Genomic DNA, 26,003 nt, shown 5'->3' with positions numbered 1-26,003 from the left:
TTGGCACCTTTCTTCCAAAGCGAAGGCCACGGCCAATCGGTCGTGATTTGGCGCTCGGGGGGAGCGCGCAAACTGAAGGCGCCATGGGCTCGCTAGGTTTGAGCGGGCTTGCCAGCCTGACTGGCATTGGCCATGGCGCGCGCGAGGCCGAGGAACTGCTTGCGCACCGTCGTATCTTCGATCTGTGGGAAGATCGTCGCGAGTTCCTGTCCGTCACTGGTTTTTAGAAATGCCGAGACATTGGCTTCGATCTCAGCGGAAAAATCTTGGAGTTCCTGATCGTCTATCTCTGCGAAGAAGTAGGATACCGGGACCTTCAGGGCGCGCCCCGCCTGGAAAACCTTAGACGCACTGATGCGGGAGGCGGCCGTCTCGTATTTCTGGACCTGTTGCGGCGTAACGCCCATCTCTTCGGCTAAAGTGCCCTGCGACATGCCGATGCTTCTGCGCCTGCGGCGAATTGCCATTCCCACATGAACGTCAACCGGCTCTGGTTGCTTGCTGCCCTCGGTCATGAATGTATCCTCGAAGTGTCTGAAGAAGATGGCTACGCGATGAGTGATTCCCCTGCCAACGTAACACATTGTAGAGCGTTTCAACACTCAATCGCCTTATTGTTGTTTTGCACATTAAAATAATATAGGTTGTTTGGTGAATTTGGAGACAACCAATGGGTGGGTTAGGGGTAGCGTCACGACTGTGGGCACTTATGATCAGCCAGAGACTGGGCGCGCGATCGCTGGTCTGTCTATGCCTTAGCCTGGAGTTATTTGGCGTAGGACTGGGCACGGTCGGGCCCTTGTTGCTAAAGCGGCTGATCGATACTGCGTCCTCACCTCACTTTGTGGGCGAAGGGCTTGCGCTCGATATCGCCGCCTTCGTGATCGCTTGGACCGGAACCAGCTTTATCGGGTCACTGCGCAGTATCTATTCCACCCGCATCAACGGGCGGCTCGCGGAGCACCTGATCTCCAGAGCTATCCGTGGGCGCCTTGTAGACGACCGGCCGGGCGACCAGGACAGTGGCAAACTGCTCGGCGATCTGGAACGACTCGGCTACAGCCTTATGGTCGTCATTGATGGATGCATCTGGAGAATTGCGCCGCTTCTGATTCAGTTCGTCTTGAGCTTGGCCGTCATCGTCCGGCTCATGTCGTGGCGGTATCTGATCATCCTGGCGCTGCTTGCCGTGGGATTCGTTGCCATCAGCTGGCTGGGCGGCCGCCGGATAAACGAAGCGGCGAAGGGCTTCGTCATCGCCAGTGGCACAAATGCGGGCCTAATTGGCGACGTCCTTCGCAACATGGAACGGGTCGTGTGCAATGGGGCGATTGATTACGAGGTGAATGCCGTCGAAGTCGCCTTGTCAGATCGGACCAGGGCGGCGACTTGTATGGGGTGGTCACTGGTTGGGCTAAGCGGCATGCAGTACGCGATGGTCGCCAGCGGCATGTTCTTATTGCTGCTGCTGGCGGCCATAGATCTCAATCGGGGCGCCATCACCACGGGTGATTTCGTCCTTCTCCAAGCCTACGGGCTGAACCTCGTCCTCCCGATGGCCGCGGTTGGCTTCATCATCAGTCAGTCCGCCGCGGCGATCGCCAATATCTCAGAGGTCATGTCTGTGACCGTAGTGACGGAGGTCCCGGACCGGCCAACTGCCCCTTCGATGTGCCGCCGGGCCTCCAGTGTGGAGGTTAGCGATGTCAGTTTCAGCTATGCGCTCGGAGGTCCCGTTATTGACAAGGTATCGGCCGAGTTCCCGCACGCCTCATTCAGCGCCATCGTCGGTCGAAATGGCTCCGGGAAGTCCACCTTGTCGAAGCTAATCGCCGGCCGGCTCGCGCCAGAAAGTGGTCTGATCACTCACAACGGGCTGCCTCTATCGGAGGTGCCGCCGGTGTGGCGCCACAGGAGCGTTCTATACGTCCCTCAGCGGCCGGGCGTGCTTAATCGGAGTCTGCGTGCCAATCTGACATATCCCCCTGCCGTGCAGGCCGCGGCATGCGCGGTCGACCGTCTCAAGCGATGGGACTTCTTTGAGTCGGGGCAGGTGATAGACCTCGATCAGCCAGTCGGGGAGGCTGGCGCCAAACTATCAGGCGGGCAATTGCAGAAGATGGAACTTGCGAGAGTCGCCGGCATCGACGTGCCTTGCCTGATCCTCGATGAAAGCACCTCGGCCATGGACCCGGCGAGCGAACAAAAGGCGCTTGCGGATCTGAGAGCTATCCGTGGCACGGCGACGACGATTATCGTGGTCACGCACCGGCTGTCGGTCGTGCAAGATGCCGACCAGGTGCTTTGGATGGTGGATGGGCGACTCGCCGGAGTTGGTGGCCACGATGAACTGCTCCGGTTCGCCGCTTATCGGGCCCTATGGGCTGGCGATGATCCGGATGGGCACGAAGCGGCTCAAGAGGTCGACTGAACGTTCGAACAGGTCTTGATCGATACGCCGTACGACGCCGCGTGTGCATCCTCGGTCAAGAATACCGCAGCCTCGGCCATGGCCTGCGCAAGCAGCAAATGATCGAACGGGTCGCGGTGGTGAAGGGGGAGCTGTTGGAGTGCGCTGAGATGGGCGTCTTCAATGCCAATCCGATCGAAGCCCTGATCAGGCAGGACAGCCAGAACATCATCGACCGTGACGTTGAGTTTTCCGATGCGCGATTTTACCGCGATTTCCCACAGGGACACAACGCTCACGAGGATTTCGTTGTCCGGGTCGAGGATAAGCGCCCGCGCGTCATCTTCCAGTTTCGGATCGTCGTTGAGCCACCAGAGGAGGGCATGCGTGTCGAGGAGCAGCCTCAATCGCCGGACTCCATCGCCTTCAGCTCTTCATCTGGCATCACATCAAAGTCTTTCGACAACTTGATCCGCCCCCGTAGGGCACCGGGCCGGCGTTCGATGTCTACCGATTGGGCCGGCCGGACTTCAGCGACGGCCTTATGGTGCGACGTCAGCACAAAGGATTGCCCAGCCTGCACTTCCTGCAGGAAGCCATTCAGGTTGCCTCTGAACTCGCGAATGCCGATGCGGCGGGGCGAAGGGATATTGGCAGAAACGCGGGGCATGTGGTACTCCAACCGTTCAAATTGTGTACACAATTTTCGTAAGAATGGCAAGCTAGCTCTTGAGTTGAACAGTTATATCCGCTTTTTGCCCGATCGAGAACTGCGTATCACAACCGGCCCTTTGGCAATGCTGTCTGGTGCCCCACCTTCATCAAACAAATCGCCGACAGACACATTTAGACTTTTCGCGATAAGATAAAGTGTGACCGCTGTTGGATTTCTCTTGCCGCCTTCGAGAAAGCTCACATACGATTGTGCAACTGTCTCAATCCTAAGCGCAAGTTCCTCTTGAGACAGCCGTCGATCCTTGCGAAGACGCTGCACATTCCAGCCGATCAAGCGTTCGATATCCATTGAGTATGGATCAAGGTTTCGCTCTTGTTTCTCTATACAATCGATTGTATAAATGCGTCGGAGTGGACCTAATTTGTGAACTATCAACCGTTATTGGGGGTTAGCTTGGGTAAGCCGTAAACCTTGGGATCAATATCCAACACTTTGGTGCCGTGGTTTCGTGTCTCAACGATCAGTGGCCCGGTCGTCAGGTTTGAAGGGGCGCGATTCAAGGAATAGAACTCCGAGATTGTGACGTCTAAAGCGTTCGCTAGTATAACAAGTGTTTCGATCGAAGCGTTATGTTTGCCGTTTTCCAAATCACTGATGAATCCTTGATGGATAATTTCGCAGCGATGAGACAACTCTTCCTGAGTCATCTCGGCATCAAGCCGGATTCTATTCAAATTCCATCCAACTAGATCGGCCAACTTCATGCCAATATTGGACAGTTTTTCAGTATTTTACTCTATACAATCTATTGTATAAAACGACAGGGGAGTGTGGTTTTGTTTGGGATTTCGCACACAAAGGATCAATTACGCCACGCGACGACCTGGTTAGGGCATTGTGCGTTCGGGCGGGCCAATGCCATCGATCAATTCGTCGGAAATCGCCTGCGGTCGATCCGCGTGCAGTCCGGCATACCGATCGCTTTTATCGCGACATCAGTTGGGGTATCGGACAAGACTTTTGGCCGATTTGAAGCGGGCCGTCAGCGCATTTCGGCGCAGCAACTCTTTGCCCTGGCCAAGTGCTTCAACGTGCCTGTCGCCGACTTCTTCAGTCATGACGGTGCCACGCAATGAGCTGGCTGCGCGACGTCGACCGCTGGATGTGCGCGGAAGTTCTCCCGCATCAATATGCGTATCAAGCGCTGGCCAGGCGACTGACCGGCAACATCGAGGTTGCGCGCGACGTCGTGCAAGACGTCTATGCTGAGATCTTGGCGGGGACGAACTGGCAGAAGGCCATTGATCCTAAGGCCTACGTGCTTCGGATTGTCTACTGCCGTTCCGTGAACTGGGTAAATCGTCAGAAGATCATTCCCATACATCAGCTTGCGACCTACGAGGGCCTGGCCCATTCGGACGTCGGCCCCGATGCGTTTGACAATCTATCGGGCCGGGAAGAACTTGAGGCCGTGTTCGAGATTCTTGACGGCATGCCGGTCCGCTGTCGGCAGGTGATCATAATGCGGCGGGTCGAAGACCTCCCGCCCCGAGAAATCGCGCGCCGGCTCGGGATAGACCTGGTTACCGTTAGACGTCATATGGCACGCGGCTTGGCCATATTGACCCAGCGACTCGCTGAAAGAGGCAGCGTCCGGCGGCAAAGGATTGTTGTCAGTGGTGACGGCCTTGCTGTGAACGACGAATAGACGATTTGCGGCAAACGGATTATGAAAGTACCCGGCAACATGAATCAGAGCGGCCGGGGAGGCATTGTGACTGACAACGACAAGACTTCCTGGGATGAGCTAAGGGATGAAGCGGCCGACTGGCTTGCCGGTATGGATACTGGCACGGCCGATCGTGTTGCATTCGAGGCATGGCGTGACAAAGACCCCCGACACGCCGCCGCCTTCGTGCAGGTCGTTAACGCCCTGTCTATACTGGATCGCGCGAAACCAGGTTTGAAGGAAAATCCTCCCAAAGCCAGTACCCTTTCGCGAAGACACCTGCTTGTTTCGGCAGCATCCGTGGCCGTCGCCAGCGTTGGCGGCGCGTTCTTTGCTTTTTCGCAAGCCAAGGCGACAGTAACGACCGCTATCGGTGAACGGCAAAGTGTGGCCTTGCCCGGCGGGGGGAAATTGGAGCTAAATACGGACTCGAAGGTGCAATGGCGTGCTGAGCCTGACCGCATCGATGTCTGGTTACGAAGAGGCGAGGTATCCGCCGATTTTGGGAACAGTGACCGGCCCGGCATGCTGCATACCGACGAACGGGTAGCTGAGTTTCAGCGCGCGACTATCAATGCACGCCTGCGCGGAAATTTGCTTGATCTGGCGGTCGTGTCTGGGACCTGCGCCCTTCGATCCGGGCGGCAAACCAAATCCTCTGTTGCTACCCAAATACAATCGAACCATGCGGTGCTTGCGAGTGCGCAGCAAAATATTGTTCGGCCGCTGGATGCCATGGACACGGCTGCACTTGAGGCCTGGCCCCAAAATGAATTGGTATTTCAAGGTCAGACCCTTGAGAGCGCTGTGGCGGAATATAATCGTTACCTGACGCGTAAGATTGTTATCGCTGATGGGTCGCTCGCGGGCGTCAGGCTTGGCGGTCGATATCCGACGCAGGACCCTGATGGGTTCCTGCGCGCCCTGCATGCCGGTTTTGGCATCCGCGTCGTCGACGACGGTACCGGCAATATCGCTCTGACAAAATAATGCCCACCGATTGAACGCTTTGCCTTGAGCAATGGACTGCACCTTACACGTCACGAAAGTGACATAGAAAAGGGGCGGCACATGTTTCAAATTTCACGCAAAGCCATTCGTCAATGTAGCTCAGCGCTGGCGGTCGTTCTATTGCTGTCAGGTACCGCTATGGCAGCGGAAAGGACGTTCACTTTCCAGATACCGAGGGAAAATGCAGCGCGGGCGCTGAACGATTTTGCGAAGCAGGCCGGGGTCCGTATCCTGTTTCCATACGATTTGGCTGCCGCGCATACAGCGCCCGCCATCTCAGGGAAGTATACGCGCGATGAGTGCCTGGCGTTTTTGCTCAAAGATACAGGGCTTGAAGTTGCTGAGCAAACCGAAACTGCGATAACACTTCGCGCCGTCAGGACGGCTGCCCCCGTCTCGGGAAATTCGGCTGAGACGCCGACCGAAGTGATCGTCACGGGAACACACATTCGCGGAGCCAATCCAAGTTCTCCCGTGCATACTCTCACCCGAAAAGACATAGAACAATCGGGTTACTCACAAATGGGCGACCTCGTCCGCAGCCTTCCTGAAAATTTCAATGGCGGTCAAAATCCGGGCGTTGCCTATGCAGGTGGCGATCTCACCAACCAGAACATTTCGAATGCCTCGACTGTCAATCTCCGCGGCCTGGGATCAGACGCGACGCTTGTCCTATTGAACGGACATCGTCTCGGCGCGGACGCGTTTTTCCAGGGCGCCGATATCTCCGCTATTCCGCTGTCGGCCATCCAGCGGATTGATGTCGTGCCGGATGGCGCTTCAGCGCTTTACGGAGCTGATGCTGTGGCAGGTGTGATGAACGTCGTATTGCGCCGCAATTTCAAGGGTGGAGAGATCAGCGCGAGGGCCGGCACCTCGGCTGAGGGCGGGGGAGACGAGCGCGGTTTTAGTGCGCTTACCGGGATGTCGGGCTACAACAGCTATCTCGTGATGGATTACGACTACTCCAAACAGGACCCGGTTCGCACGGGGGAACGTCGCGCTTTGTCAAACATGTATCCGATCACGACCTTGCTACGGGCGCAGGAACGGCAGAGCTTGTTCCTCAGTGCCGGGCATGACTTTGGCGAAGTGGCCAAGTTGTCGTTCGATGCGCTTTACAGCGAACGAAAATCGCACAGTACGAGCCGTCTGTCGCCGACCTCTCTGCTGAGCAACGGTGCACAATTTACACCATCGTTGAATGCAGCGCTCACTCTGGATGTATCGCTGCCTCGCGACTGGCACCTGCGCGCCTCGGCAGTTGGCTCCGGGAGCCGAAACAGCTATTTCATCCGCTATCCTGCCTATAACCTCACAGCTCACACGATCTACAAAAACGAACTTCAGTCGTTCGAAGTGACGGCAGACGGCCGTTTGCTGACGTTGCCCTCAGGTGATGTTAAAACGGCCTTTGGTGCAGGCTATCGCGATGAAACGTTCCAGCAAGGCTTCTCGGGCAGCAGCTATGTTCGTGCCCACCGTCGGATTTCGTACATTTATGGTGAAACGAGTATCCCCTTGGTCGCACCGTCCACTACGCGTGTCGGGCTTCACGAGTTCTCCGTTGATGCGTCGTTTCGAACAGAGCAATACGACGATCTTGGCACCAGCACCAATCCAAAGATTGGCTTTCGCTATATGCCGACGTCGGACCTGACGCTGCGTGGCACCTGGGGCAGGTCGTTCAAGGCCCCGTCATTGCTGCAGATGTACAGTGCCCACTATGTGACGTTAGACAGCGCGGCAAACCTGGGTGGCGCCTCTAACGACACCGTCCTACTTAGCACCGGCGGTAATCCTTCGCTCAAGCCAGAGAGGTCTCGCTCCTGGACAGCCGGCTTCGATTACGCGCCGACCACCATGAAAAATCTGCGTATCTCAGCGTCTTATTTTGACATCGACTATACGGATCGTGTCGTCACGCCTGTCCCTGACTGGACGACCTCCTTGCCCGATCCTCAGTATGCGCCATTTTTCGATATGGCGCCCTCGGCGGCGGCGCAGTCTGCGATGATCGCAAGCGCGGATGTGTTCTACAATGATGTCGGCTCCTATGATCCGACGACTGTTGTGGCGATCCTTCACGATCAATACACCAATGCAGCGGCACAGACGGCCAAAGGGATTGACCTCTCAGTCCGAGATAACTTTGCGGTCGGCCAGGGAGACCTGAGCGTTTTCGCCAATGCGACGTGGCTTACCTTGAGACAGCAGACCCTGATTACGCAGCCGGTTCGCACCTTGTCCGGTAACCTTTACTACGCGCCCAAATTTCGGGCACGTGGCGGGCTGTCTTGGCAATCCGGCGGGTTTTCTGCCACTGGCATTGTGAACTTTCTATCGTCCGAAACGGATACAGGGGTTACGCCCGCCGCAGAAATTGCGTCATGGACCACTGTCGATGCCACGGTCAACTACGCTTTGCGCACATCTCACGGCGCGTTGTCTGGTGTAAAATTCGCCCTGGCCGCCAGCAACCTATTCGACAAAATACCGCCTCGAACCTATAGCCCGGCCGCGACGCTCCCGCATTTTGATCAAACGAACGCATCCATTCTGGGGCGTTACGTCAGCTTCACCGTCACCAAGGCCTGGTGATGACTTCGCTATTGGCAACCTCGATGCTGGCACTCGCATTTGCGAGCGCCAGTCTTTCCCCTACTTGGGCGGCGGATCAGATGAGCGGGCCCGGACGAGATTGGACGCTCAAGGACGAGGTCGAAGTGCCGGTGGTGATGGACACCGTCGTATCGGATGACGGCCGGGCAGGGCTCGTTCTGGTTCGAAAGGACAACCTGCAAAGCAACGCGCGCGCTTTCAAGCTAATCTCGGTCGACCTTGTGAAAGGAACGATGCAGGGACGGCTTTCTGCGACCTGGATATCGCGTCTGGACAATATCCCGCACAGTAGCGACTGGAGTTTTCTGGCTGATCTTGGCCAAGGTGTTCAACTCTATCGCCTGACCCGAGACTTCAAGGTCGTACCCCTGATCGTACGAAAGACATTGACCACGGTTGGCACGGATCGGGCAATTGCTATCACGCAGTCCGTCTATGATTTCGATCAAGCGTTCGGCGTCTTCGATTATGGATGGGCAAATGACGGAAATGCCTTGTGGTATTCGACAGCCCATCTTGTGCCTAAGGGATACCGTGCACCGACGGTCCAACTCACGGCCGCTATGCCGTACGCAACGTTCCAGCCACATGTCTCGGAACTGCATGTCGCCACCTTAACCGGTAAGGATTATCTCGTCGCCTCGGCACCCGGGCGATCCAATCCTCACACAGTCATCGCGTTTCACGACCAGGCGGCCTACTGGTCCAGTGGGACCGATAAGCGTTCGCCTAGTCTCAATTTCTCAGTGCCCGAAGGGGAGGATGGCGGTCCGACTGTCAACCGACCGAAACATTTCGACCTGGTCAACTTCCAGGTCACAGACGGCAACACGCCACAACCCGAGACTTTCGTTGGTCCTCTGGGCGGGGCCCTGCATAGCGTTTGGGAGGCGGGCACGTGGAAACTTTCCGAAACACCAGCCGGCCGTCCAGCTAGGCAATATGGGAAGGTGGATTTCACCGTGGGCGGGTTTTGGTCACCACGCGGGTGGACATATCCGGCATCGCAGATGAGCGTGATACCGGTCCGGCACGAACTACCTTACCGTTCAGACCTTGTCCGTCTCGATGCCGTCGGACGCGTGACGTCACTCGAATCAAAACGCAGTTTGACGCACTGTGTCCTGGCCGCAATTGCCCCCCAAGGACTTTGCATACGCGAGAGTCTGAGCGTGCCGCCAGAGGTCGTGACGGTAGATGTCAAGGCGTGGCGAACGACGCTTGTTGGGCCGCTTGACGGTTCGTATGCCGGCATTTCGCCGCTGACCTATTCGCCCCGGGTTTGGACGACTGAGGGGCTGAGCGCTAGCGGGTTTATTGTGTGGCCTCGTAACTTCCGGAAAGGCAAGAGATATCCGGCAATTGTCGTGACGCACGGCTACGATGCGGATGACACTTTTGCCTATTGGGCCCTGCAATGGAGTTACCCAGTTCAGCTCTGGGCTGAGCGCGGATATGTGGTGCTGTGCATCAACGATATCCCGGTGCGTTCACTCGAACAAAAGGCAGCCTACGTGCAATGGAACACAGGTGAAGGGACGATGGATCCGCTGCGTGTCGCGCAAATCGCGTGGCTCGACCATCTGAAGATCTATCGCCAGGCTATCGACGAGTTGAGCGCCGATGGCAGTATCGACCGCACGCGGGTCGGGATTGCGGGATATAGCCGCGGATCGCAAATGACCAATGTTGCGGTCACTCAGACTCAACTGTTCAGAGCGGCATCAAGCGGGGATGGCTCATTCTTTTCCCCCTCAAGTTATTGGGTTGGCGACAATCAAATCTATTACCGTACGCTGTTTGGCGGTGCGCCCGGTCACGCCTCGTCCTATCCCAAATGGCAACGCCTATCGCCTGCATTCCGGGCGGAAAAGACTTCTGCCGCTGTCCTGTTTCAATCGGCCGCGAACAAGGCCGGCATTCAGGATTATTTTGGCGCTTTACAGGAGGCGGGCGTGCCGGCGGAATTTGTCGATTTTCAGGACGAAACCCACCTGTTTCACTACCCGATTGATCGCGCCCTAGCGCTTGAGCAAAACCTCGATTGGTTTGATTTCTGGTTGAAAGACGTGCGCGACCCCGTGCCGGAAAAGGCAGCTCAATATGTCCGGTGGGAGGCTATGCATGACGCATGGCTTCAACCAAACGGCAGCGAGACGACCAGTGGGCAAGAGATACGTTGACGATCATGTGGACCCTATGCGGTGCGAGGACTGGCTAATCGGGTGCGGGCCAGCCAGCCTCGCGCCCAGGTTTCGGCTTCCGTAAGACTCAGAAACAGAAGGTGGTCCCCTTTGGCGAACCTGCTGGTGTCTCGAAGCGCGGAGTCGACGGCGCCCCGGTCCAGTAGGCCTTGTCTTGCCAGGACGCCGTCCAGAAGCAATTCGCGGATCTGGTCGCAATTCGCCAAGGTTACGTCATAGGCAAAGCTGTCTGGTCCGCCCTTCGATTTGCGCGCAATGAGTTCACGGGGCAGGGACGGAGCAAAGGCTCGCCTGGCTAGCGAACGGTTTTGTCCGTCAGTGCACCAAAGCCAGCTTGGTATGCTGAGGCAAAGCTCAACAATCGGCTGAGAAAACAACGGCTGGATCTGCGGGCCGGCTTCCGACCGCGGAAACAGGTCATTTGGATATTGCAGCCCGATAATACGCGCGATGTGAACGGCCTTCCCAGGCAGGGCCAACTTCGGCGTCGATAGCCAGGAACCAGGCTCAACAGGTGATAGGCCACCCGGGCAGAGGTCGGGGTTCAAAAAGCGGGTGTCCAGTCTCCAAGGGTAGGCCGGCCCTCCCTCCCGTGCTCTGGCAGTGGCGGCCGCGATGGCATCCCAAATGCTGCACCGTGTGAGGTGACAGATGTCCCGTAAGGCTCGCCATGTCCCGATCGACAGGCCGTTCTTCAGGAAGCAATCGAGAAGGGGCGTCGCCGACATGGTTAGATAGAAGACGTTATCGCCACCGATCCCACTGAAGAACGCATCCGTACTTTGGGACTGCGCGAGCGCCCGGCGGGTCGCCAGGTTGCTTTGGCCGAATGCCGAGATGCCCGGTCGTGCAAGGTGCAATGAGGTCGACCGCTCGATATCGATGTGTGCCAAGTCGTAGACCTGCGCGAAAAGCGGAATGCCCAGGTGGTCGCAAAGGCTCTGCGCAAAACTTCGTTCATCTCCGAACGGCTCGTTGGTCGCCATCGTGAAGGCGCAGACGTCGGTTCCAGCGGCTTTCAGCGAGGCCGCGACGATTGACGAATCCAATCCGCCAGAGACGCCAAGCAGCGGACGTCGGAATGCCAGTCCCCAGGCGCCGACGCATGCCATGATGGTGGTGCGTAGTCTGGTGACCAAGTCGTCCACCGGCACAGCAGACTCTGCTACATAATTCCAGGGCGACCACCACGGTCGAAGCTCCGTCCTGCCGCCCGACCAGGTCAGCCGCCAACCGGCGAGCAGTTCCGTCACATCGCGCAGCGCGGTCCTTTGGGTCGGCGGTCCGCCACTCAGGACATCGCGTCCGATTGCCTCCCAGTTTAGCGCCTGACCGATAAAGCCGGCCTCGAAAAGGGCGTCGACGTCTGAAGCGACGATCAATGCGCCTGCGTAGGTGGTAAAATAGCAGGGCAGGGCTCCAGACGGATCGCGGACGATATCCCAATGGCCGATCCGTTTTCCCGGAACGATGCCTAAATAGCCACCCCAGAACTGAGCAAGGAGGTAGTCGCCTGACGTCTGCTCGATAGACGCAATCTCGCTGGATGAGAGACCGCTCGTCGGGCGGGGGGCGTCGGACCGAGTGAAAAGGTGGCCGAGGACCGCGCCTTTCGGCCATTGCCGGCAGAGGCCGGGTTCGCTGCTCGTGAAGAGAAGGGGCTCGGCTGCGACACTCAGCAGCGGCAGGGCTGCCTTGACCTGGCTGGCCAAACGGTGTTGCTGCGCTGGATCATCCGTGAAAATCGCTAAGTACCGGAACGCCATGTCAGACCACCAGAATAGGCGTGTACTGACGCACGTGATCCAGACTGTCCGAGAGCAAAAGTCGATCCTTTTGAACCCAGGCATGAGCACTCCACGGGGTGCGCCGTACGCCCACCACCAAATTTGCACCAATGCACAGCCCTGAAAGGTAGAGCCGCATAGCCAAGGACCAGTTCAGACATTGGTCTTGGGTCGTGACCAGCATGCGCGTGTTCTGAAATGCCGTCGCCGCCGTCACTATGTCCTGAAATGACGCCTGTCGGTCAGGCGCGGGCGGTTTGAAAACGGCCGTCCCTGACAACATCTGCGATAGGGGGCGCCGCCGCATTTGCCATCCCACCCAGGCTTGGCTTGCTAGCGCCCTGGCTGTCAGGCGCCAATGGAAGTGCCTCGGCGGATCGGGCAGATCGGTGTCGGGCATCGAAAATTCGGTCGGCATTAGAGGCGGGCTATTGCGCTCGATCCGGCAAAGCAATTTCCTATCGACCAGAAGGTCCAATGCGTCGAGGTCCGCATCCCCGAGCGGCACATTGTCTGCGAGTTTCCGGAATGCCTCATAGGTCACGCCGGACAGGGACGAATAGCGTCCCGAATTCAGGTCGAGAAACGTCAATTGGTCGTTGGCGATACAAAAATGAACACCTTGATGAAGACCGAAAGACATGAAAATCCTTTCACAGCTGTAGACGGCCTGCGGGGCCCGTAGGTCGCGCAGGCCGGTCGCAGTCAGTCGGTGGTGAGACTGCCCATGATCGGGAACTTTTGGTTGGCACCAGTCGTATTGTCGTCCTGGATGTCCTTGATCGCAGTGCCCTTGGTTTCGGACGCAATGGCGCCGAGATCAACGAGATCTGCGGCATGGGTATCGGTGATCGTACGCGAATTCATAGCAACCTCCTGTGAGATGGGGAATGTCATGCTAATCATGACCTCAAGAGGCTACCACTAGCGTTCCGAAATCGATCGTCGATACGTCGCAGATTTCCAGCAAGTTTCTGGGGGAATGTTTGGGGCATAACGTAAAAGCGGCGCGACAAGCTGTGCGCTTGCCCGCCGCTCTTTAGACTGTTGCGCGGGCCGTACGCCCGCGCAAAGTCACATATATCAGTCCGCGCTCAGGCTTCCGGCGAGCGGAAACTTTTGATTTTGGCCGGTTTGGCCGTCGTCCTGCACATCGTGGTTCGCAGCCCCCTTGGTTTCGACGACGATGGCGCCGAGATCGATTTGGTCTTCGGCGTGAGCCTTGGTGGTGATCGTACGCGTATTCATAGCAACCTCCTTAGTGTTGAGACCGTCATGACCATCATGACACGAGGACGCTAACACTGACGCACCGAAACTGAGCCGCGATACGGTTTTGATTTGCCGGAAGTTTTCGGCAGATTTCTGGCCTTAGCCTCAGATGGACGCTGTCCGGTCCTGATATGACAAACTCAGGAGTTGCGGCACGGCCGTCAGGCGACGCTGGTGATAGGCCGTAAGGGCGCGCCGAAGGGCAGTTATCCTTGCCGCGTTCCACAATTCAATCAGATCGGTGAGTTCGACCGGGCAGTCAACAAACAACTGGCCTTCGAGCAAACGTGTGGCACGTAGCCGGTCGCTGATATTCGCCATCGCCTGGGTCAGATCGAGATTGCCAGCCGTTGCGGCAATCACTCCGAACAAATGCTCTGTCGATCCGATGATCTCGGTGTCGCCCGGCGGTGGCAACGGTGATGGTTCGTTTGACGATGCGCTGCTCAATCCGATTGAGGTTAAATGCCGGCACCATACGTACTGATCGCGGAGGCGGCGTTCGGTGACGCGTGGCACGATGAAGCCGTCCTGAGCAGAATACTCAAGCACGTTTTCGCCGATGAGTTGTCGCATCGCGTGAGTGAGCGGTGAGGTGCTGGTGCGCAAGGTGTCGGCCAGGCTGCGTGCCTGAAGGCGTTGGCCTGGCATGTACCGCCCACTCGTCACTTCCCGCTTCAATTCTATATAGATTCGCTCGAAAATCTTGGGCGTCATCTGGCCCCCTGGTTGCGCAACGATTTGGGCATGTCTGAATTGGACATTCATCGTTGCGCGGTGAAGGAACGCCCGAGTCAGTTTTTGCTTTGATCCACGAATGTACCATTAAATACGGCATTGGAAAACTAAAAGTTGATTATATGGTTTTCACTCGCCTTTTTGTTGGCTTCGGGCAAATATTCATTTTCGGTCGATTTACATCTCGATACCGGCAGATCGCGATCGGCCCAAATCCCAGGACATGGCGGTTCGGGAACGCATGTGACCGGAGATGGCTTCTCCTAAATGGCGGTCGATTTTAGGGGACCAAGGTACGAGTTGGAAACCCATCCCATCGTCAAGGACGGCGAAACGGCCGGAGGCCAGATTAATGCGGCGCGTGTACACACCTGCAATCTCCTCGCCTTCAGAGGCAATGTGCACACCACGCGCGCCCGACTTGATCAGTGCCTCGGCCACCTCTTTCAATTCGCGCTGTTTCAGGGTGTGCAAGAGGTTTGGCGCCAACGCGACATCGGCGCCGTTCTGACTTGCCAGGCCCATGTCCACAAGGTGACCTCTCCGCCTTTCCATAGCCTCTTTAACCTCGGCGCCAAAACCTAAGGATGCGATGCCGTCCTGATCCGCTCTGACCAATTGCCGATCAAGCCACGTCGCGCCTTCAGCGGCAATTTGTGATTTCAAATCGAGATCGCTTTCGACACGGACCATCGTGCGTGTGGTCTCATCACCCGGGAGGAAATGGACGCTTATAATCGAGCCCATTCCGGAATCGCCCGAAGCTTCCAAACTGGGGAGCGCGAAATGCTGCGTCCGACCGTCGATGCCGTCCACCACGATATAGGCTGTACCCTTCAGCTCATCGTCGAGCCCTCGGGCGAGCAGGCGGCCAATAACGGTGCCAGACCTGCCTTCCGCGCCGACAACAAAGGTCTGCGCGGCACGGTCCAGTTCGGAATCAGTCAATCCACGATGGATGCGCTTGATGATGTCGCCGCGATCTCCGAGTTCGCGCAGCACATGCTCTGCGCGCTCCGAGATAATCCATTGTCCGGGGGCGAATTGATCAGCCAGACCCAAGGCTTCGAGCTTTCGCAGTCGACCAGCCTTTAGGACCTGCAAGTCATCACCTTGACTGCCGCCTGCCGGTGCGAGATCGACGAAGCCATCCTGCTTGCTGTCCAGTAGCAACTGCCGATCAAGCTGGGTAAACCGTTCAGCGTCAATCTGGCGATGGAGCGCTTGCCGGATGTCGGTGTCGGTGCGTGGTCCCAACTCATCAGTGATCAGTCCCTGGGCGCGGGCGCGCATCCCGTCCTTGATATATTCGCGGCTGATGACCAGGTCTTCACCGGTATCGGTGACGCCGCGGACAATGACGTGCACATGGGGGTGCTCGGTGTTCCAATGGCTGACCGCGACCCAGTCGAGCGAGGTGCCGAGATCCACTTCGGCCTGGCTCATCAGGTCGTGCGTGAAGACTGTCAGGTCCGCCATTTGGACGGCATCTTCCGGCGAGACAATGAAGCGAAAATGATGCCGGTCATCAGCGCAACGATCGGCGAAATCCGCGCCATCGACGACCTCGCGATCACGCCCGAAGAGCACCGCCTTGTCGCCGTCACGGGTGACGCCCTCCCGGCGCAGATAACGCAGATGAGCCTTCAAGGGGGTAGTGCGACCGCGATGCCGAACGACCCGTGCCTTGACCACTGCAAGGCGGGTGCGGTTGGTCAACAAGCGATTGGCGGCAAGGCTGGCTTGCCGACCTCGGCCAATGCGAGAACGCCCGCTGGTGATGCGCCCTTTCCGGACGGTGGCGCCGGCCTTTTGTGCGGCGGCAAGCGCCTGATGTATGAAGGGCCGGATGCGTTGTGCGCTCTTTGAGCGAATACGGCCTGGCCGGACCTGAAAGTCATCATCGTGACGCATAAATCCCAACCCCCTCTCGAATTTGCACGAAAAAACAAACAGTTAATGTCCACGGGCCTCACGAAGACCTCTGCGCACCTCTCATGACGGCGCATGAAGCCATTGAAATAAAAGCCATTCTCTTCAAAACTCCGCCCCAGCCCCCCTCTCTCTTTTATCCTGCCTCTCCCTTTCAATAGCTGGATCGCCCGATTTCGATATAGACGAGGCTTATTGTGGTGCGTTCGAAGACGGCGGAACCAGGTCCACAAACGGAGTCGCGGTGCTGAATATCCGTGGTTCTGCCTCCTGTCTGGCATCAGCTTCGGCCGTAAACAGTGCCGCCTCCGTCCAGAGCGCAGAGGCTTTTGCCACAGTCATAGGCGTGAATGCGTATGACTTGCCGCCCAACTTTTTCGCAATGAGAGCGATATAGGCCTTGGTTTCAGAGGGTAGCGTCTGGCGCTTATCGCGAAAGGACTCGTATCGCCCGGGACCCGCATTGTAGGCGGCGAACATGCCGTTCCAACCGTATCGATCGTAGAGATACCGGAGATAATATGTGCCGGCGATGATGTTGTCGTGCGGATCAAATGGGTCCTGTCCCAGGTCCAATTGACGCGTAAGGTGCGACCATGTGCCTGGCATGAGCTGCATCAGTCCCATCGCGCCCTTTGGCGAAATGGCCCGTAGTTTCCCGCGCGATTCCACGCTGATAACCGCCCAGATAACAGACTCCGGGACTTCCGTTTTTTGCGAGGCTTCGGTCACAAATGGGGACACGTCACTGTCGGCGGGCGGCGAGAATGCGGCGGGTGTCAGTGCCGTGAGAATGAGCAGGCCCGGGATCATGCGTTGGCCTCATCCGTGCGTGGTGTGCGATGGTTCTCCCGTTTCCAGATGAGCACCCACTCCTTTTTATCCGCGTCACGCTGGAACAGATTGGCGCGAATAGGTGCGGGCAGGGTGGGGTCGTCCAGCGACAAACTGACATATTCCCCGGCGCGGTCTCCGGTTTTCTTCCAGGCTACGCCCACCTCCGGACCATCGGCATCCTTAAGGTGAATGGTGTAGTGCGGCTGGCCCTGAACATCAGCCTGATTTGTCGGCACCAGGACGATATGGCGGTCGAAGGTCAGCGTCCGGATTGTACCCGTGAAAATGCCGCGTAGGCGTGTAAACTGTCCGATTTGAGGCATGGCGAATATATCCAGTTTGATGGTGTAAGGGGAATGCGCTGGAAGGTTTCAGGGCTGTGATGCGTGGAAAGTGAGCAGGGGAATGGCGCGGCCTCGGATAAGCCTGACGGACGTCGGTCCGAAATAGCGGCCGTCGAAGCTATCAGGGACGGTGGCGTTCATTAGGAAAATCTCCCGCCTGGTCAGGTGGTGGCACCCGCTCCACACAGGCATTGGCCGCCGCATCCTATCGACGGGTTTCGCGTCGCCAGCCGGCTTGCCGTTGACGCTGGTCTGCGCGGCGGAGCGGCAAACGGTCATGCCCGCGACAGCACCCACAGGCTTGATCAAGAGGACGTCGGTCGGCAGATAGTTCCGTTCGGACGCGAGGTCGCGAATGTCCGGTGGCAAAGCGGATACGGCCAGATCGCCGACCTGAACGGGGGCCTTTGGCAGGACGGCATAGAGCCCGACGGGCACACTGGCGGATGCATTCCAAAGGAGTAGTTTAGGCGCTGAAACGAACGCTGAAATGCCCATCACTGCGACTGCGGCGATGGCGATGCCAAGCGGGCGCCTTGACCTATGGATGCGTAAATTCGGTCGTCTCATGCCAATGGCCCTTTGCTCGGACGGTCCACGCGACGGGTTGTTGGGAGAATGCGGCCGTGGCCTTTATCGGCGGTCGATTTGCGGCACCCCTTGGCGGCCCACTTCGTCAGATCGTCCATGGTATAGACAACCCGACCGCCCAGCTTGAGGAAGGTTGGACCCGTGCCGAACACGCGATGCTTTTCGAGCGTGCGGTCGGATAGGCCCAGAAATCGCGCGGCCTCAGGCGTTCTGAGGTAGCGTTGCGGCGCGATGCGGCGGCGCCACAACGGGTAGGCCACAAGCCCCAAAGCTAACCAGATGAACGCATTAGCGGCAACGAAAAGCCAGATTTGCGACAAGGAAGTGGTCATTGTACCTCCGTTCGACCGCCTCGATTTGGCGGTGTGATGGAAGTACATCTGTAAATTGAACCGCCCGCCACCAGCGGCAACCCCGAATGGAATCTATGCCATTGATTGGCAACGGTTTTGTCTGTGACTGGGGTAAAACTGGACCGGGTTCACCTGTTCGGGTGATACGGGTCAAAGCCGTAATACTCTTCGCGATCGCACGAAAAAGCCCCCGGTCGGCGTGACCGGGGGCTGCGGGCGTTACGACCGGCTGCGTGACCAGACGAGGGTATAGTCGCCGGGCGCATCCTGAAACAGGTTGGCGAACAGCGGCTGGCTGAACGACGGATCGTCGATTTTCAGCGACAGGTAGGCCTTCTGGTCACGCGAGGTCTTTGACCAGGCGGCGCCGATTTCGGCGCGACCGACGAAGATGCGGTGGGTTGGGGCGTCTTCGTTCGACGTGCCCTCTTCGCGAACGATGCGGACGTTCTGGAGCTGTACGGTGAGGGTGAAGATTTCGCCGAGGATTTCGCCGTTGGTGGATTGGAACTTACCGATGACAGACATGTTGGTCTCCTTGATAGTGGGGTTCCGAAGCCGCCCTGTGCGGCCTCGATGGCGCCAAGGGCCAGGAGACGTGGCCTGCGTCATGGTTGATGACGGTCTTTTTTGACTCGCGAGGAACTGACGGAAAGCAAAAAAAGGCGCGCCCTCTTGGCGCGTCCCTCTAAATCCGTCAGGGGGAAAAAAGCTGTCAGCGGCCATTGACGCAATCGGACACAACTCATGGAAATGTGCGTCCGTCGATGGCTGTTCAGGGTTGCTCCGCGATCGCCAGTGTCATAGGAGACCCACATGGCTGGAAGCGGGAAGTTCCAATCCACCAACGGTGATATCCCGGTATCGAAATCTTCACCCTCGCGGTACAGCTCCAGAATGTCCCTATCGTTCGTGAAGACGCTCCGTCGAACGAAGTCGCCCCGGCCCACTGTATCCTTGTCGGCCGTGCCGACCTCCGCCCTGCGTGGTCCATGACCTCGCACGACCAGAAATCCCGCCTGTCGCTGAAAATCGACGATCCGTCGTTCAGCCAGCCGCTGTTCGCCAACCTGTTTCAGGATGCGCCCGGCGACTATACCCTTGTCTGGTCATGTGCCGGTTGGAGCGACCACAGTCTCCGGCACGCCCCGGTGGCGACGATCGTTGCGGTCAATGCCGCGAGGGCGAGTCGCCACAGGCTCTGCGGAACGAAGGGCCAAAGGATCGCTTCGACGAGGCCGAAGGCCGATAGGGCGGTGGGCGCAACAATCAGGACGGCTAGCGCCAGTTGCAGACCCAAGGGTCGGACATGCAAAATTGCCAGCCGTAATCCTGCAGAGGCTGCCGCGAAGGTCAGGGCCACGGCGACGAATGCGCCGGGCCATCCGCCGCCGCTCGCGAGGGCGATTTTCCCTGCCAGGGCTGCGCACCACAGGGCAAACAGGTTTTCGCAAAAGAAAATGAGCAGGTTGGCGGCCGCGAACACACCCACCGCAATGAGGGCAAGGACAAAGACGAGCATGAGCCATCGCGGCTCGCGCCGCGCCTCCGATAACGAAATGAGAGATGAGGGAAAGGGCGGCTTAGGCGCCGCCTCTCAACACCGGGATTCCGATGGCGCGCGCCTTGTCGGCGAGATTGTCCTGCACGCCTGATCCAGGGAAGACCACCACGCCCGTCGGCATCATGTCGAGGAGCGTGTCGTTACGTTTGAAGGGCGCTGCGCGCCTATGGCGTTGCCAGTCGGGTTTAAAAGTGACCTCGGTAACCCGGCGCGCTGCCGCCCATTTCGAGGCGATCAGATCGGCTCCGGTCGGAGAGGCCGTATTGAGCAACACCAGGTCCGCATGCTTGGCCAGGAGCTTGTCGAGCACGGTCCAGATCGCGCTCACGTCCTGGAAGTCGGTCCCACCGGTGAAGGCGACGAGGGTGCCCGTGGGAGCCAGGAGTTTCAGCCGGCTCGCCTGGCGGGCGGCGATATAGTCGCGGCTATCGAGCAGGGCAGCCGTCATGTGGCGATGGCTGGTGAGAGATCCGGCTTTTGGGCGCCAGACATCGTGGGTCATCCGTACAAAGTGATCCGCCGCCAGGTCGCGCAGGGTTTCGAGTGCCTCGTACCGGGCAGTCAGGGCGCGACCGCGCGTGATCAGGCGTTCCAGTTCGACCGCTTTCACCTCGGAGCCGTCCTGATGATGCTGTGCCGACTGTTGTGCCACCGTGTTATCGTCGAGCTGATGGTCGAGCCGATCAGTGGCGCGATGGAACAGGTTGACCAGACCCCACAGCAATCCGTCGCGATCCGCTTCGAGCGGACTGTTCGACAAACAGACATCGAGCGCATCGAACATATCGGTAATTGCGCCCTGCATATGATCTTCGTCGGGAAGGTCGCGCGTGTCGGGCTCGTCCTCGGTAAAGAAAGCGCCGTGTAGCCGCATGTGCTGCATCGCGGTTTCGGTCTGCGAGACCTCGCCGTCAAAGTCGTTCGTATCGTGTGGTGACATGTCCTTGTCCTCCGATGTCGACCCGCGCCATCCGCGGGCCTTACGGCGACTGGCCCGCCACGGGCTCAGGCTCGGCGCACCCCTTCAGGGGCTTGACCGGCCCGGACGGTTATTTTGCCTCGCGATGCAAAGCGCGGCCTCCTTGCCGCGCGGCGGAAAATAGCCGGACGGGACCGGTTGCGCCGGGACGGAGGCCGTGGCGCCGTCGCCCTCTCAAAGGCCCGATGGTGCCGACGGGATCGATGGCAAGGCCGAACACGCGATACGCCACGACCTTGACGGCGAGCACCCAACCGTTTGCCCACATGTGGCTACGCCGCCAACTGGTCGAGCAAAGCCGCGCGGTAGGCTTCCCGCCCGAAGGTCATCAGGTCGCGATTGTGATCTTCGGCGCACGGTTTCAGTATGGATACCGACAGACCGGCGAAACGACTACGCTTTGTGAGGGTGTGAGCCGCCCGCCATCCAGCCTCATCGTTGTCCAAGGCAATGAGCAAACGGCGGGCGATCACTGGCGGCGTATAAGCTGCCAGGTTGCCGGCGGTAAGCGCCGCATGAACCGTCAGATCCGGGCATGCGGTGCGCACCGACAAGGCGTTTTCGATACCCTCCGCAGCAACAATCAGGGGAGATAGGGGACCGAACCGCACAGCATGACCCTGTACGCGTCCCAATGACCGTTTGGCCTCGTCAAGCGGTGCCTTGCCGAGATTTCCGCCCGCGAACCCGGCAGGGTCCAGATAGATGCGATGAACCGCAGTCAGTTCATCGTCATCACTGGTAACCGGCGCAATCAGCGCTGGCCAGGCGTTTAGGCCGTCCATGCACTGAGGTTTGCAGTAGCAGACGGGATGAAAGCGAAGACCTGCCGCGATAGAGGGATCAATGGCTCGGTTGACCAGGTAGGCTTCACCGAGCGTGTGCGCGATCGCCGTACATTCGCAGAAGAGCCGCTGTGCCTGCCGTGAGGTGTTTGAGTGGTGTGGCCGATCTGCGCGAAATCGCGATGCCCGGACCGGAGGACTATTGCCGACGAAGGCTTCGGCCTCTGCCAGGACGTCGGCAAATGATCCAGAGGCGCTCCTTGTACGGATTATGTCGAGCAGGTCGCCATATTCGCCCGTTGCGGCATCGGTCCAACGCCCAGCCCTGTGACCTGCCTCATCGCCAACAAGGCGAACGAACATGGACCGGCCTGGCGTATTGCGGACATCGCCGACGACCCAGAAATTGCCCTGCCGGCAACCGCTCGGCAGGTAGTGGCGGCAGACTGAAAGCGCCCTCGATGCCAGCCGCTCAGCGACTTCCGACGCCGTCATCACGCGCCTTGGTCGAACCGCCCGTCGGGATCGACCTCCTTCAAAAAGTCCTGCAGCAGGTCGTTCGTTGACTTACCCAGGATGCGATCTGCGGTAATCAGAACGGCCATACCGCCAAACCCGTCCAGGCGCATTTTCGAACACATGAAGCTTGTCTCGACCGTTATATAGTTCAGGTGCGTCGATCGCTTGATGATGTCCTGCAGCAGACCCTCATAGGAGGTCGTCGAGAGGTCTGGACAAATGACCTCGCCACCGTTCCCCGCATGTGCCATCGCCTCCGTAAGGAGCCGATGGGCATTGGTCTCAAAACCGTCGTCGATATTCAGTACCTGTTCGACCTCGTCCCGTTCGAATTCCGGCATGTCATTGACGCCGGTCCAAGTATGGAAGGAGATTGTCTCAGCATCATCGTCTATGTCGTGCTCGAACATGCCGGTCAGCAGGAGGCGTTCGCACATGGTCATGTCGGCCATCGGTATCGCGGGCCAGATGACACTCGGATTGTAATAGTCTGCCATAGGGGTCTCCAGAAAGAGAGAAGCCCGACATCCCAGCCGGGCTTGATTAAGGAAAATGTGGATTGCGAGGTCTATTGAGCGAACGAATCGAAGGTCTTGTGCAGGGGCTGCGCCCGCCCCATCCACGGCTCCGGTTGGAGACATTTCGCCCAGTCGGCGAACGAGGGAATGCGACCCAGGTCTTCGATGACGTGCTGCTCCCCGATCAGACGAACGGGTACGATCCGTCCCGTGGACAAGGTCAGGGTGGCACCGAAAAATCGTTCCAGCATGAAGATACCTTCGGCGTGATGGCGCAGCATGCGATGGCGAAAGTCGCCAACCAGCATTTTCGATTCATCGAACCATTGATGCAGCGGCAGGAATTCCTCCGGTTGTCCGCCCCATTTGCGCACGGATGACAAGGCATGGTGATAACAGTGTCCCATGGCGCTCTCAGACCGTGCTTTGATAATGATTGGCATCGACGAAGCGCAAAGCGATGTCGAGGTCGACGGTACGGGCAGTGATATCGAAGGTGAATTCTCCGTAAGAGCCTTCACTATCCTGCCAGCCGCAATAATGCTGTGACAGGAGGTCGTACAACAGCTCTTCCACGGCATCGTCAACCGAAATAGGTTCAGATGAGGGTGCCTCAGTGAGGCTAGATTGCCGTATAAAGGCCAGGTCTTGGATGAGCGGGGTCGTCTCATTCCCATCCACGTCATATTTGATGGATTCGATTTGTCCTTCGTCGCCATACCCATTGAACTCGACGGTGACGGTTGTAATTCCGGCCGTGGCTAAAGCGTCGAAGAGGGCTTTACGATTGGCGGTGTTAAGTGCGGTGCACAGCGCCTTGGCGGCTTCCACGTCCAATATCCGGTCATGTGTCATAATGATCTCCAGAAAAAGAGAGCCCGACGCGATGGCCGGGCTCCAAGGTTAAGATTGATTATTCGGCTGCCTCAGCGAAACCGTCGGCTTGGTCTGCCAGCGCGTCCTCCCGCGTGGCGTCCTCGCTGGGGATCGCAGCCGCGGTTGGCTCGTTGTCATTGGGCGGGACAGGCGCCGCCTTGCGTTGCGGTCCGCGCAAGGGCTCAGGCAGCCAACCCGAGGTCTTGAGCAGGGCTTCGGCTTCCGCAGCCATATCGGGTTTTTTCAGGTGATCGATGCGACCTGCCGCGTCGGCGCCACAGCCTTGTTCGACAGCCAGCAAGATGCGCGGTTTCGGCACGCGGCCCAGATAGTTGTCGATCGAAGGCGCCCAGCCGGATGCGACGAGGTCGAGCCCGACGGTTTCTGCAATCCGGTTAGAGTCGGCCAGGCGGTGCTGGACACTGATCGCGGACGTTCCATTGTAACCCGGCTTGGCGGCGGCTTCGTAAAGGGCATTGATGCCGCTGGACACCAGGTGGGCCAGAAGCTCAGCGCGCAAGTCATCCGACAGGACAACCAGGTAGTCCCAGAGTTCGGCATCGTCCTTGGGCAGGAGGCCGCGCCAGGTTGCGGCCCGGTCTGCGATTTCCTGACCGGCCAGGCAGTCCTTCAAGTCTGGCCCGCCGACGAATGACAGGCTGGCGGAGGTCACGCGAACTTCCAGACAGTCGAGCAGCGAGTTCGGGTTGAAAGCGTCGCGGCAAAGCTTATGAAGCAAGGCGGTGAGGGCGACCGCCGGGTTTTGAGCGACAGCATTGCGCAATACAAGGGTTCGGTATGCTGTCAGTTCACGGTGCAGACTGTCCTGGAGCGGCTTGATCGACATGTCTTCGGGTTCGAGCGATTCGGGCGCGACGTTCGATTGCCCGGCGACGCCTTCGTCACCGCCGTCCGGATCGTTTGAGAAGGTATCGTGCAATGCCTGCTCAAATGCGGCAGAATCGATGGAAGCCTCGCCCTCGACCGGATCGTTCGGTTCGGGGCGCCGGTCTTCCGGCCGGACGAAACCCGGGTCGATAACCAGGGTGCCGTCGCGTTCGAGTTCGATGAACACGCCGGCTATGGCCATGTCTTCGGGCTTGTAGACCGGGGCCGGGTTTTCCAACTGCTGAATCAGGGTGTCCAGCTCGTCGGCACGTGCGGCGGTCGTGTCAGACAGCTCTTCGCCAGTCTCTTCCGGTATGGCCATTATGCCGTTATATTCCTCGACGGCTACCTTCAGCCTCCCGCTGTCATCGTCCGACAACATCGGGACTTCGGGGACCAGTTCGTCGAGGTCCAAGGTATGGCCGTAGGGGAAGTCGACCGCTGTCTCGACCCATTTCCAGCCCTGCGCCTTTATCTCCTCGGCGGCAGCAGACAGTTGTTCCGCTACCAGCCGATCAAGAAGGGCCGGATCGCTGAGCCATCCGCCGTTGTCATCGGTGAATAGATCGCGCAGCACGACGCCACCGGCTTCGATATAGGCGTCCATGGTGACGAACCGGACGCGCCGGTCATTGGCGGCGACCGTTGATTCCGTCAGAAGGCGCTTGATCCGGTAAGTGCCGAGATCGCGATTTGTCGTCAGTTGGTTATAGACCGCTTCCTGCCGCTCCGTATCCGGGTTCACCGTGAAGGCCATAACAATTTCCAGAGCGATAGTGCCGGCCTCGTAGGCATTCAGGATAACGGGGGACACGAGCGCAAGTTTCAGCCGCTGTTTGACGACGGTGACGGGCACGAAGAAGCGCGCCGCTATGTCTTCCTCGGACAGGCCCTTATCCGCCAGGATTTTGAAGGCATAAAATTGCTCGATCGGATGCAGATTGAGCCTTTGGACATTTTCCGCCAGGGAGTCTTCCTCGGCGAGGCCACCGGTGCGAATGATGCAGGGAATGGGCGCGTCCTTGGCCAGGCGCTTCTGCTTGACCAGCAGTTCCAGGGCACGGAAACGCCGGCCGCCGGCAGGGACTTCGAACAGACCGGTATCGGCCCCGGCGTCGTCGAGGATCGGGCGGACGGATAGGCTTTGCAGCAAACCGCGCCGGGCGATGTCTTCGGCCAGGTCTTCGATCGACTGGCCATCCTGGATGCGCCGGACATTGGATTGGGACAGACGAAGCAGCGAAAACGAGAGATCGCGGCCACCTGCAAGCGTGATTTTAGACGTCTTGGTCATGATGTGACTCCGAACGGCAACGGAAAGCCTCTCTCTCCGTCTCAACCGTCATCACATCAAGACTCCCCTCTATC

At 58.5% G+C, this 26,003-nt stretch carries 29 protein-coding genes and 1 pseudogene; 7 read left to right on the top strand and 23 right to left on the bottom strand.

All coding sequences use genetic code 11. From position 1 onward, the window contains the following. Positions 1 to 92: 92 nt before the first annotated feature. Complete coding sequence (locus VL130_RS13950; protein ID WP_325363538.1) at positions 93 to 515, bottom strand: helix-turn-helix transcriptional regulator; 423 nt, start codon at positions 513 to 515, stop codon at positions 93 to 95. A 194-nt stretch (positions 516 to 709) separates the two neighbouring features. Between VL130_RS13950 and VL130_RS13945 the strand changes: the two genes are divergently transcribed. Further along, positions 710 to 2,431, top strand: coding sequence for an ABC transporter ATP-binding protein (locus tag VL130_RS13945; RefSeq protein ID WP_325363536.1), 1,722 nt, complete (start codon positions 710 to 712; stop codon positions 2,429 to 2,431). Here VL130_RS13945 and VL130_RS13940 read toward each other — a convergent pair. From VL130_RS13940 to VL130_RS13925, 4 genes are all read right to left on the bottom strand, one after another. Beyond that, positions 2,416 to 2,817: a type II toxin-antitoxin system VapC family toxin gene (locus VL130_RS13940; protein ID WP_325363535.1), complete on the bottom strand. Its 402-nt coding sequence runs from the start codon at positions 2,815 to 2,817 to the stop codon at positions 2,416 to 2,418. The genes VL130_RS13945 and VL130_RS13940 overlap by 16 nt on opposite strands. Next, the gene (locus VL130_RS13935) at positions 2,814 to 3,080 is read right to left on the bottom strand and encodes a hypothetical protein (RefSeq protein WP_325363534.1); all 267 of its coding nucleotides are present in this window, start codon (positions 3,078 to 3,080) and stop codon (positions 2,814 to 2,816) included. The genes VL130_RS13940 and VL130_RS13935 overlap by 4 nt, the downstream gene beginning before the upstream one ends. Positions 3,081 to 3,152: 72 nt before the next feature. After that, positions 3,153 to 3,434: a helix-turn-helix transcriptional regulator gene (locus VL130_RS13930; protein ID WP_325363533.1), complete on the bottom strand. Its 282-nt coding sequence runs from the start codon at positions 3,432 to 3,434 to the stop codon at positions 3,153 to 3,155. A gap of 83 nt (positions 3,435 to 3,517) precedes the next feature. After that, positions 3,518 to 3,850: a helix-turn-helix transcriptional regulator gene (locus VL130_RS13925; RefSeq protein WP_325363532.1), complete on the bottom strand. Its 333-nt coding sequence runs from the start codon at positions 3,848 to 3,850 to the stop codon at positions 3,518 to 3,520. Between the two features lie 72 nt (positions 3,851 to 3,922). Between VL130_RS13925 and VL130_RS13920 the strand changes: the two genes are divergently transcribed. From VL130_RS13920 to VL130_RS13900, 5 genes are all read left to right on the top strand, one after another. After that, positions 3,923 to 4,222 carry a helix-turn-helix transcriptional regulator gene (locus tag VL130_RS13920; protein ID WP_325363531.1) on the top strand — a complete coding sequence of 100 codons (300 nt, stop codon included), beginning with the start codon at positions 3,923 to 3,925 and terminating at the stop codon, positions 4,220 to 4,222. Next, positions 4,219 to 4,794 (top strand): RNA polymerase sigma factor, encoded by a 576-nt coding sequence (locus VL130_RS13915; protein ID WP_325363530.1) that lies wholly within the window; start codon positions 4,219 to 4,221, stop codon positions 4,792 to 4,794. Before VL130_RS13920 ends, VL130_RS13915 begins: the two co-directional genes overlap by 4 nt. A 66-nt stretch (positions 4,795 to 4,860) precedes the next feature. Further along, positions 4,861 to 5,805, top strand: coding sequence for a FecR family protein (locus VL130_RS13910; protein ID WP_325363529.1), 945 nt, complete (start codon positions 4,861 to 4,863; stop codon positions 5,803 to 5,805). Positions 5,806 to 5,886: 81 nt separating this feature from the next. After that, positions 5,887 to 8,427, top strand: a complete 2,541-nt coding sequence (locus tag VL130_RS13905; RefSeq protein ID WP_325363528.1) for a TonB-dependent receptor — start codon at positions 5,887 to 5,889, stop codon at positions 8,425 to 8,427. Positions 8,428 to 8,450: 23 nt separating this feature from the next. Beyond that, positions 8,451 to 10,631: a prolyl oligopeptidase family serine peptidase gene (locus VL130_RS13900; RefSeq protein ID WP_325363527.1), complete on the top strand. Its 2,181-nt coding sequence runs from the start codon at positions 8,451 to 8,453 to the stop codon at positions 10,629 to 10,631. A gap of 14 nt (positions 10,632 to 10,645) precedes the next feature. Here the strand turns inward: VL130_RS13900 and VL130_RS13895 are convergent, their stop codons facing one another. From VL130_RS13895 to VL130_RS13845, 11 genes are all read right to left on the bottom strand, one after another. Further along, positions 10,646 to 12,418: an asparagine synthase-related protein gene (locus VL130_RS13895; protein WP_325363526.1), complete on the bottom strand. Its 1,773-nt coding sequence runs from the start codon at positions 12,416 to 12,418 to the stop codon at positions 10,646 to 10,648. A gap of 1 nt (position 12,419) precedes the next feature. Continuing rightward, complete coding sequence (locus tag VL130_RS13890; RefSeq protein WP_325363525.1) at positions 12,420 to 13,082, bottom strand: lasso peptide biosynthesis B2 protein; 663 nt, start codon at positions 13,080 to 13,082, stop codon at positions 12,420 to 12,422. A gap of 62 nt (positions 13,083 to 13,144) precedes the next feature. Then, positions 13,145 to 13,306, bottom strand: a complete 162-nt coding sequence (locus tag VL130_RS13885; protein WP_325363524.1) for a hypothetical protein — start codon at positions 13,304 to 13,306, stop codon at positions 13,145 to 13,147. 216 nt (positions 13,307 to 13,522) lie between these two features. Further along, a complete protein-coding gene (locus tag VL130_RS13880) occupies positions 13,523 to 13,687 on the bottom strand; it encodes a hypothetical protein (RefSeq protein WP_325363523.1) in 165 nt (54 codons plus the stop codon). Positions 13,688 to 13,816: 129 nt separating this feature from the next. Then, positions 13,817 to 14,428: a GntR family transcriptional regulator gene (locus VL130_RS13875; protein WP_325363522.1), complete on the bottom strand. Its 612-nt coding sequence runs from the start codon at positions 14,426 to 14,428 to the stop codon at positions 13,817 to 13,819. Between the two features lie 198 nt (positions 14,429 to 14,626). Then, positions 14,627 to 16,363: a relaxase/mobilization nuclease domain-containing protein gene (locus VL130_RS13870; protein WP_325363521.1), complete on the bottom strand. Its 1,737-nt coding sequence runs from the start codon at positions 16,361 to 16,363 to the stop codon at positions 14,627 to 14,629. A 210-nt stretch (positions 16,364 to 16,573) separates the two neighbouring features. Beyond that, positions 16,574 to 17,194, bottom strand: a complete 621-nt coding sequence (locus tag VL130_RS13865; RefSeq protein ID WP_325363520.1) for a lytic transglycosylase domain-containing protein — start codon at positions 17,192 to 17,194, stop codon at positions 16,574 to 16,576. Next, on the bottom strand, positions 17,191 to 17,541 hold the full coding sequence (locus VL130_RS13860) for a DUF736 domain-containing protein (RefSeq protein ID WP_325363519.1): 351 nt from the start codon (positions 17,539 to 17,541) through the stop codon (positions 17,191 to 17,193). Before VL130_RS13860 ends, VL130_RS13865 begins: the two co-directional genes overlap by 4 nt. 48 nt (positions 17,542 to 17,589) lie before the next feature. Next, positions 17,590 to 18,132 (bottom strand): S26 family signal peptidase, encoded by a 543-nt coding sequence (locus VL130_RS13855; RefSeq protein ID WP_325363518.1) that lies wholly within the window; start codon positions 18,130 to 18,132, stop codon positions 17,590 to 17,592. Continuing rightward, positions 18,129 to 18,401: a helix-turn-helix transcriptional regulator gene (locus VL130_RS13850; protein WP_325363758.1), complete on the bottom strand. Its 273-nt coding sequence runs from the start codon at positions 18,399 to 18,401 to the stop codon at positions 18,129 to 18,131. Before VL130_RS13850 ends, VL130_RS13855 begins: the two co-directional genes overlap by 4 nt. A 324-nt stretch (positions 18,402 to 18,725) precedes the next feature. Then, complete coding sequence (locus tag VL130_RS13845; RefSeq protein WP_325363517.1) at positions 18,726 to 19,034, bottom strand: DUF736 domain-containing protein; 309 nt, start codon at positions 19,032 to 19,034, stop codon at positions 18,726 to 18,728. A gap of 335 nt (positions 19,035 to 19,369) precedes the next feature. Between VL130_RS13845 and VL130_RS13840 the strand changes: the two are divergent. Beyond that, positions 19,370 to 19,558: pseudogene (locus tag VL130_RS13840) on the top strand (DUF736 family protein); the annotation flags it as partial. 41 nt (positions 19,559 to 19,599) lie between these two features. Here VL130_RS13840 and VL130_RS13835 read toward each other — a convergent pair. The 7 genes from VL130_RS13835 to VL130_RS13805 all read right to left on the bottom strand — a co-directional run bounded on the left by VL130_RS13835 (position 19,600) and on the right by VL130_RS13805 (position 25,929). Further along, on the bottom strand, positions 19,600 to 20,028 hold the full coding sequence (locus VL130_RS13835) for a hypothetical protein (protein ID WP_325363516.1): 429 nt from the start codon (positions 20,026 to 20,028) through the stop codon (positions 19,600 to 19,602). 61 nt (positions 20,029 to 20,089) lie between these two features. Then, complete coding sequence (locus VL130_RS13830) at positions 20,090 to 21,010, bottom strand: DUF2493 domain-containing protein (RefSeq protein WP_325363515.1); 921 nt, start codon at positions 21,008 to 21,010, stop codon at positions 20,090 to 20,092. A gap of 311 nt (positions 21,011 to 21,321) precedes the next feature. Continuing rightward, the gene (locus VL130_RS13825) at positions 21,322 to 22,329 is read right to left on the bottom strand and encodes a DUF7146 domain-containing protein (RefSeq protein ID WP_325363514.1); all 1,008 of its coding nucleotides are present in this window, start codon (positions 22,327 to 22,329) and stop codon (positions 21,322 to 21,324) included. Next, positions 22,329 to 22,850, bottom strand: coding sequence for a hypothetical protein (locus VL130_RS13820; RefSeq protein WP_325363513.1), 522 nt, complete (start codon positions 22,848 to 22,850; stop codon positions 22,329 to 22,331). Before VL130_RS13820 ends, VL130_RS13825 begins: the two co-directional genes overlap by 1 nt. A gap of 71 nt (positions 22,851 to 22,921) precedes the next feature. Beyond that, positions 22,922 to 23,278, bottom strand: coding sequence for a DUF6915 family protein (locus VL130_RS13815; protein WP_325363512.1), 357 nt, complete (start codon positions 23,276 to 23,278; stop codon positions 22,922 to 22,924). Positions 23,279 to 23,285: 7 nt separating this feature from the next. Beyond that, positions 23,286 to 23,726, bottom strand: a complete 441-nt coding sequence (locus tag VL130_RS13810) for a DUF6878 family protein (protein WP_325363511.1) — start codon at positions 23,724 to 23,726, stop codon at positions 23,286 to 23,288. Positions 23,727 to 23,784: 58 nt separating this feature from the next. Further along, positions 23,785 to 25,929: a ParB/RepB/Spo0J family partition protein gene (locus tag VL130_RS13805; RefSeq protein WP_325363510.1), complete on the bottom strand. Its 2,145-nt coding sequence runs from the start codon at positions 25,927 to 25,929 to the stop codon at positions 23,785 to 23,787. Positions 25,930 to 26,003: the final 74 nt, after the last annotated feature.

It is taken from the genome of Asticcacaulis sp. (genome assembly GCF_035497195.1).
In the GTDB taxonomy this organism is placed as follows: Bacteria; Pseudomonadota; Alphaproteobacteria; order Caulobacterales; family Caulobacteraceae; genus Asticcacaulis.
Note: the sequence above shows the minus strand (reverse complement) of the source record. Positions and strands in the feature narration are given on the sequence as shown.

Excerpts from the sequence above, each read along its gene's own strand:
- VL130_RS13930 (WP_325363533.1), bottom strand. The coding sequence starts at position 3,434 with ATGGATATCGAACGCTTGATCGGCTGGAATGTGCAGCGTCTTCGCAAG.
- VL130_RS13885 (WP_325363524.1), bottom strand. The coding sequence starts at position 13,306 with ATGAATTCGCGTACGATCACCGATACCCATGCCGCAGATCTCGTTGAT.
- VL130_RS13820 (WP_325363513.1), bottom strand. The coding sequence starts at position 22,850 with ATGGCAGACTATTACAATCCGAGTGTCATCTGGCCCGCGATACCGATG.
- VL130_RS13935 (WP_325363534.1), bottom strand. The coding sequence starts at position 3,080 with ATGCCCCGCGTTTCTGCCAATATCCCTTCGCCCCGCCGCATCGGCATT.
- VL130_RS13810 (WP_325363511.1), bottom strand. The coding sequence starts at position 23,726 with ATGACACATGACCGGATATTGGACGTGGAAGCCGCCAAGGCGCTGTGC.
- VL130_RS13895 (WP_325363526.1), bottom strand. The coding sequence starts at position 12,418 with ATGGCGTTCCGGTACTTAGCGATTTTCACGGATGATCCAGCGCAGCAA.
- VL130_RS13915 (WP_325363530.1), top strand. The coding sequence starts at position 4,219 with ATGAGCTGGCTGCGCGACGTCGACCGCTGGATGTGCGCGGAAGTTCTC.
- VL130_RS13860 (WP_325363519.1), bottom strand. The coding sequence starts at position 17,541 with ATGCCTCAAATCGGACAGTTTACACGCCTACGCGGCATTTTCACGGGT.
- VL130_RS13890 (WP_325363525.1), bottom strand. The coding sequence starts at position 13,082 with ATGTCTTTCGGTCTTCATCAAGGTGTTCATTTTTGTATCGCCAACGAC.
- VL130_RS13880 (WP_325363523.1), bottom strand. The coding sequence starts at position 13,687 with ATGAATACGCGTACGATCACCACCAAGGCTCACGCCGAAGACCAAATC.
- VL130_RS13900 (WP_325363527.1), top strand. The coding sequence starts at position 8,451 with ATGCTGGCACTCGCATTTGCGAGCGCCAGTCTTTCCCCTACTTGGGCG.
- VL130_RS13815 (WP_325363512.1), bottom strand. The coding sequence starts at position 23,278 with ATGGGACACTGTTATCACCATGCCTTGTCATCCGTGCGCAAATGGGGC.
- VL130_RS13825 (WP_325363514.1), bottom strand. The coding sequence starts at position 22,329 with ATGACGGCGTCGGAAGTCGCTGAGCGGCTGGCATCGAGGGCGCTTTCA.
- VL130_RS13925 (WP_325363532.1), bottom strand. The coding sequence starts at position 3,850 with ATGAAGTTGGCCGATCTAGTTGGATGGAATTTGAATAGAATCCGGCTT.
- VL130_RS13865 (WP_325363520.1), bottom strand. The coding sequence starts at position 17,194 with ATGATCCCGGGCCTGCTCATTCTCACGGCACTGACACCCGCCGCATTC.
- VL130_RS13870 (WP_325363521.1), bottom strand. The coding sequence starts at position 16,363 with ATGCGTCACGATGATGACTTTCAGGTCCGGCCAGGCCGTATTCGCTCA.
- VL130_RS13905 (WP_325363528.1), top strand. The coding sequence starts at position 5,887 with ATGTTTCAAATTTCACGCAAAGCCATTCGTCAATGTAGCTCAGCGCTG.
- VL130_RS13945 (WP_325363536.1), top strand. The coding sequence starts at position 710 with ATGATCAGCCAGAGACTGGGCGCGCGATCGCTGGTCTGTCTATGCCTT.
- VL130_RS13830 (WP_325363515.1), bottom strand. The coding sequence starts at position 21,010 with ATGTCACCACACGATACGAACGACTTTGACGGCGAGGTCTCGCAGACC.
- VL130_RS13835 (WP_325363516.1), bottom strand. The coding sequence starts at position 20,028 with ATGCTCGTCTTTGTCCTTGCCCTCATTGCGGTGGGTGTGTTCGCGGCC.
- VL130_RS13805 (WP_325363510.1), bottom strand. The coding sequence starts at position 25,929 with ATGACCAAGACGTCTAAAATCACGCTTGCAGGTGGCCGCGATCTCTCG.
- VL130_RS13875 (WP_325363522.1), bottom strand. The coding sequence starts at position 14,428 with ATGACGCCCAAGATTTTCGAGCGAATCTATATAGAATTGAAGCGGGAA.
- VL130_RS13845 (WP_325363517.1), bottom strand. The coding sequence starts at position 19,034 with ATGTCTGTCATCGGTAAGTTCCAATCCACCAACGGCGAAATCCTCGGC.
- VL130_RS13855 (WP_325363518.1), bottom strand. The coding sequence starts at position 18,132 with ATGAGACGACCGAATTTACGCATCCATAGGTCAAGGCGCCCGCTTGGC.
- VL130_RS13950 (WP_325363538.1), bottom strand. The coding sequence starts at position 515 with ATGACCGAGGGCAGCAAGCAACCAGAGCCGGTTGACGTTCATGTGGGA.